The following is a 5,603-nucleotide window of genomic DNA, read 5'->3' on the forward strand; positions in this document are numbered from 1 at the left end:
TCTCGGTACAGAACGTCTCCACGAACAGCCCCACCGGGGCGGCTTTGCCGATCGCGTACGCCACCTGCACCTCGATGCGCTTGGCCAGGCCCGCGGCCACGGCGTTCTTGGCGACCCAGCGCATCGCGTAAGCGGCACTGCGGTCGACCTTCGACGGATCCTTGCCAGAGAAGGCGCCGCCGCCGTGGCGCGCCATCCCGCCGTAGGTGTCGACGATGATCTTGCGGCCGGTCAGCCCGGCATCGCCCATCGGGCCGCCGAGCACAAAGCTGCCCGTCGGATTCACCAGAAGCCGCGGATTGGCGGTGTCCAGGCGGGTCGGCAGGTCGAGGTCGGCGAAGACCGGCGCCAGCACGTGCTTGGCGATATCTGGGGTGAGCATGCCGGCGATATCGATGTCGGCGGCGTGCTGCGTCGAGACCACGACGGTATCGAGCCGGACCGGGACGTCGTCGGCGTACTCGACGGTGACCTGGGTCTTACCGTCGGGCCGCAGGTAAGGCAGGGTGCCGTCCTTGCGGACCTGCGTCAGACGCCGAGACAGGCGGTGAGCCAGCGCAATCGGCAGCGGCATCAGCTCCGGGGTCTCGTCGGTGGCGTAGCCGAACATCAGCCCCTGATCGCCAGCGCCCTGCAAGTCGATCTCGTCAGTGTGCGTGCCGGTCTGCGCCTCGTGCGAGGCAGTCAGGCCTTGGGCGATCTCCGGTGACTGCGCACCGATAGCCACGTTGACACCGCATGAGGCGCCGTCGAACCCCTTGGTCGACGAGTCGTAGCCAATCTCCAGGATCTTCTCCCGGACGATGGTCGGGATATCGGCGTACGCGGTCGTGTTCACCTCACCGGCGACATGCACCTGACCGGTCGTCACCAACGTCTCCACCGCAACCTTGGCGTTCGGGTCCTGCGCCAGCAGCGCGTCCAGGATCGAGTCACTGATGGCATCACAGATCTTGTCCGGATGTCCTTCAGTGACGGACTCGCTGGTGAACAGGCGGGACGCGGACGCGGTCATCGGTTCCTCTCGGAGGGTGGGCAGCTACGAATGGTGTGAAGCTGACGGGGGAAGCTAGGGAGCAGTTCAGTCTTGTCTATCAGGCACGCTCGCGGCGACTTCGTCAAGAATTCTGCTCGCCATGAGTGTTTTCGAGCCGTACGGCACACCGGTTTCGGTACCCGCCGCGGTCAAGATCCATCCGGTGTTGTCATCGGTGCCGAAGGCCCGACCTTCGCCGACGGCATTGACTACCAACAGATCACAACCCTTGCGGCGCAGCTTCGCCCGGCCGTGATCGAGGACGCCGCCGTCGGCATCCCCGGTTTCGGCGGCGAAACCGACGATGATCGTGCGGGCCGGAATCTCGCCTGCCGCGCGGGCTCGCACCAGTCCGGCCAGAATGTCCGGGTTGGTCGTCAATTCGATCGGCGCCGGTCCGGCGTCACCCTTCTTGATCTTCGCTCCGGCCACCCCGACCGGCCGAAAGTCGGCGACGGCAGCAGCCATGATGACCACGTCGGCCGCGGGCGCGCGGGCAGTCATCTCCTCGCTGAGTTCCCGCGCCGAGTCGATGTGCACCACGTCGACGGCGGCCGGCTCCCCGGGCTGGCTGACCGCGCCAGACACCAACGTCACCTCGGCACCCCGCTGGGCGGCGACGCGCGCCAACGCATAGCCCTGCTTCCCGGAGCTGTGATTGCCCAGGTAGCGCACCGGATCGAGGGCCTCTCGGGTGCCGCCCGCGCTGATCAGCACGCGTACCCCGGCCAGATCGCGCACGAGCGCATCGGGGCGGGCCAGTAACAGGTCACTGAGCAGACCAATCTCGGTCGGCTCCGGCAACCGTCCAGCCCCGGTGTCGGCACCGGTGAGCCGACCCGACGCCGGTGTAAGAACAGTGGCGCCGCGTGAACGGAGCACCGCAACATTGGCCACGGTGGCCGGGTGCTCCCACATCTCCGTGTGCATCGCCGGAACAAAGAGCACCGGGCAGTGTGCGGTGAGCAGCGTGGCGGTCAGCAGATCGTCGGCGCGCCCGGCGACGGCACGGGCCATCAAATCCGCGGTTGCTGGTGCGATCACCACCAGATCGGCCTGCCGACCGAGAGCGACGTGGGCGACCTCATCAACGTTGTCGAAGACTTCGGTGGTGACCGGATTGCCGGACAACGCCTCGAAGGTGGCGGCGCCGACAAACCGTAACGCCGACCGAGTCGGAATCACCCGAACGTCGTGCCCGGCCTCGGTGAAATGCCGGATGACCGAACAAACCTTGTAGGCGGCGATTCCGCCGCCTACGCCGACGACGATGTGCCGACGCTCGGCTCCCGGCGCCGACGCCACGGCGCCTACTCGCCTTCGGTGTGCTCGAGCAGGTCCGAGTGGATCTCGCGCAGCGCGACCGACAGGTGCTTCTCGTGCAGGCGCGGCTCCACCAGCGGACCGACGTACTCCATCATGCCGTCGGCAAGCTGGTTGTAGTAGTCGTTGATCTGGCGCGCACGCTTGGCCGCGTAGATCACCAGCGCGTACTTGGAGGATGCGCGCTCGAGCAATTCATCGATCGGCGGGTCGGTGATGCCGTGCGGGGTGTCGTAGACGGTCTCTTCGATGAGGTCGAAGTCGGTATCGCTGCTCACGCGTAATTCTCCTGCAAAGTTCGTTAACTCTCGGCTCCGATGGGAACCGAGAAGGTGGGCCCGAAGGTCTGCTTCAGGGGCCAATCAGCAAGTTTACCAACTGCCGGGCCGAAGCGTCGACATCGTCGTTCACGACGACGTGTTCGAACTCGTCGGCGGCGTCCATCTCCACGCGGGCCGTCGCCAGCCTGCGCTCGATCGCCTCGGGGGTTTCGGTACCGCGTCCGCGGAGTCGACGTTCCAGCTCCGCCCGGCTCGGGGGTGCGAGAAACACGGTGACGGCCTCCGGCAGGGCATTGTGGACCAGCCGCGAGCCGACCAGGTCGACCTCGACCAATACCGGTCGTCCGGCCGCCAGTGCGGCCCGTACCGGACCGGCCGGCGTTCCCGATCGTTGCAGGCCGCCGTGAATGTCGGCCCACTCGAGCAGCTCGCCGCGGTCGATCATCGCGTCGAACTCGGGTCGGGTAACGAACAAGTAGTCGCGGCCGGGGACTTCACCGGGGCGGGGGTCGCGGGTGGTGGCCGATACCGAGAAATGCAGGTCCGGCACCAGGGTGCGCACCCGCGCGACCAGGGTCGACTTACCAACGGCCGAGGGGCCGACCAGGACTACCAGTCGGCCCCTCGGACGGGGTTGCTCATTAGGCACGCTCAGGAGCTGAACTTCTCGAGCAGAGCCTTGCGCTGGCGGTCGCCCAGACCACGCAGACGGCGAGTCGGAGCGATCTCCAGCTCGGTCATGATCTCCTGCGCCTTGACCTTGCCAACCTTCGGCAGCGCCTCGAGGAGCGCGGAGACCTTCATCTTGCCCAGGATCTCGTTCTCCTCGGCGTCGGCCAGAACCTGCTTGAGGTCGGTGCCGCCGCGCTTGAGGCGCTCCTTGAGCTCGGCACGCACACGACGAGCCTCGGCCGCCTTCTGGAGTGCAGCCGCGCGCTGCTCATCTGTCAGCTGGGGAAGAGCCACGGTCCTCCGCCTTTCCTTCGTTGAGTTCAGTTGGGACCACCGACGCTATACCAGCGCCGAAGGACGTTGCATCGAGGGGATGACCGCCTCGACACTCCATGACGACCTTACCTATTCTCGTCATGACCAGGAGCGACGGTACCCCGTGTCGGCCTGTTCGGCGAATACCACCCCGGGCGCGTCGGCGGATAACTCCGGCAGGTAGCCTCCGACACCATGCTGCCGGACGACTTGACCACCCTCTCGCGCGTGCTGCGCGATGCGGCCGCGCCATACACGGCCAGCCAGTCCACCGTACTGTCGGCGCAGCCGCACGCTCGGCTGGTTCGGTATGGCACCGAAGCGCAGCTCACGGCGGCCCGTGTCACCGGCGCGGTCCCGGTGGTGCTGGTGCCCCCGCTGGCGGTGCCTGCGCACTGCTATGACTTGGCGCCGGGGGTCCGTCCGGGTAACTCGGTCGTCGAGTTTTTGCTGGCCAGCGGCACAATTCCGTATGCCATCGATTTTGGCGACGTGAGCCGGGCCGACCGGCACCTCGGATTCGAGGACTACTTCGACACCATCATTCCGCGGGCGATCGGCGAGGTGATCGCCGACTTCACCGGCCGCACCGATGCGGTGGACCTACTCGCCTGGAGTCTCGGCGGCACCCTGAGCTTTCTCACCGCCGGAAACGACCCGACCCTGCCGATTCGTTCGCTGATGACCGTCGGCACCCCGCTCAACTACATGAAGGTGCCGCCGTACCCGCTCGTGCGCCGGGTGCTCGCCCCGACTGGCGGGCGACCGGCCAACTACGCCCTGGCGGCGATGGCCGGAATCCCGGCACCCCTCGTCCGGCTGGTCTACCGCAGCTTCGCGTGGGATCGGGAGGTGAAAAAGCCGTGGTACATCCTGAAGAATCTGAACGACCCCGAAGCCTTAGCCCGCATGCAGGTGATCGACCGTTTCCAGCGGTCACTCCCCGGCTACCCGGGGAAGGTGGCCCAGCAGATGCTGATGAACTTCATCGTGCGTGACGAATTAAGCACCGGTGTGGTGCACTTCGACGACGTCACCGTCGACCTGACGTCGATCACCGCGCCGGTGTTCATGGTCGGCTCGCACTACGACGCTATCGCCCCGCACGCAGCCGTGGCGCACGGCGAGACCCTGTTCACCGCCGCCGACCACGTCGAGTTCCACACGGTCGAGAGCAGCCACCTCGGCATGCTCACCGGTGCGGCCGCCGAACGGGAGACGTGGCCAGCCATCGTCGCGTTCCGCCAGCGTGTGGACGACGCGCAACGGTAACCGGGCACATCACCGACGGCGCAGAACCAACTCGATCTCGTCGCGGGCAGCGACCGTTGCCGCCGCCAGCGCCGCCGGGTCGGGCCCGGCCGCCAGGATGCTGCGCGAGGCGGCCGGAAGCAGCCACGCCAGATCAGCGGTGCCAGCGAAGATGTCCAGCAGATCGGTGGCCGTAGCACCCTGCGCGCCCAGGCCCGGCGACAGGATGGGCCCGTTCAGCGCCGTCAGGTCAAGACCGTGCTCGCGAGTCGCGCCAACCACCAGTCCGACGGTGCCGTGACCGTTGGCGTTGACCGCGGCGGCGGCGTCGACGATGGACTGGGCGACAGTGGAGCGACCGGATCGCGTCGACACCACGCTCGCGGTCTGCAGTGCCGTGCCGTCCCGGTTCGAGGTGCGAGCCAGCACGAAGATCCCTCGCCCGGTCGCCTCGGCCTGGGCGAGCGCCGGGTCCAGCGCGCCGAACCCCAGATACGGGGAGACGGTGACCGCATCGGAGCAGAGTGGGGACGCCTCGTCGAGCCAGGCCGTGGTGTAGGCGGCCATGGTGGAGCCGATATCTCCGCGCTTGGCGTCCGCGAGAACCAGCGCGCCCGCGTCCCGGCAACCAGCAATGGTGTCCTCCAGGACCGCGAAGCCAGCCGCACCGAAGGCCTCGAAGAAGGCGACCTGCGGTTTGATCACTGCGGCGGTCGGGCCAAGTC

Annotated in this window: 7 protein-coding genes; 1 reads left to right on the forward strand and 6 read right to left on the reverse strand. The window is 67.4% G+C overall.

The window, feature by feature from the left end; translation table 11 throughout:
- The 5 genes from metK to mihF form a co-directional block, all read right to left on the reverse strand.
- Nucleotides 1-1,015, reverse strand: a 1,015-nt coding sequence (gene metK, locus WAW85_RS13470; RefSeq protein ID WP_422560115.1) for a methionine adenosyltransferase, incomplete at its 3' end; no start/stop codon positions are given.
- Between the two features lie 66 nt (nucleotides 1,016-1,081).
- Nucleotides 1,082-2,341 (reverse strand): bifunctional phosphopantothenoylcysteine decarboxylase/phosphopantothenate--cysteine ligase CoaBC, encoded by a 1,260-nt coding sequence (gene coaBC, locus WAW85_RS13475; RefSeq protein WP_422560116.1) that lies wholly within the window; start codon nucleotides 2,339-2,341, stop codon nucleotides 1,082-1,084.
- Nucleotides 2,342-2,346: 5 nt separating this feature from the next.
- Entirely contained in the window at nucleotides 2,347-2,637 is a 291-nt protein-coding gene (rpoZ, locus tag WAW85_RS13480; RefSeq protein WP_422560117.1) for a DNA-directed RNA polymerase subunit omega, read from the reverse strand.
- 73 nt (nucleotides 2,638-2,710) lie between these two features.
- Nucleotides 2,711-3,289 carry a guanylate kinase gene (gene gmk, locus WAW85_RS13485; protein WP_422560118.1) on the reverse strand — a complete coding sequence of 193 codons (579 nt, stop codon included), beginning with the start codon at nucleotides 3,287-3,289 and terminating at the stop codon, nucleotides 2,711-2,713.
- Nucleotides 3,290-3,291: 2 nt separating this feature from the next.
- A complete protein-coding gene (gene mihF / locus WAW85_RS13490) occupies nucleotides 3,292-3,606 on the reverse strand; it encodes an integration host factor, actinobacterial type (RefSeq protein ID WP_005939231.1) in 315 nt (104 codons plus the stop codon).
- A 216-nt stretch (nucleotides 3,607-3,822) separates the two neighbouring features.
- On the opposite strand from mihF, the gene WAW85_RS13495 reads away from it, so the two are divergent.
- A complete protein-coding gene (locus WAW85_RS13495; protein ID WP_422560119.1) occupies nucleotides 3,823-4,899 on the forward strand; it encodes an alpha/beta hydrolase in 1,077 nt (358 codons plus the stop codon).
- 9 nt (nucleotides 4,900-4,908) lie between these two features.
- On the opposite strand, the gene pyrF is transcribed toward WAW85_RS13495, so the two are convergent.
- A partial coding sequence (gene pyrF / locus WAW85_RS13500) for an orotidine-5'-phosphate decarboxylase (protein ID WP_422560120.1) occupies nucleotides 4,909-5,603 on the reverse strand: 695 nt, incomplete at its 5' end.

The sequence above is a fragment of the Gordonia sp. (in: high G+C Gram-positive bacteria) genome, assembly GCF_049299075.1.
Lineage (GTDB): Bacteria > Actinomycetota > Actinomycetes > Mycobacteriales > Mycobacteriaceae > Gordonia.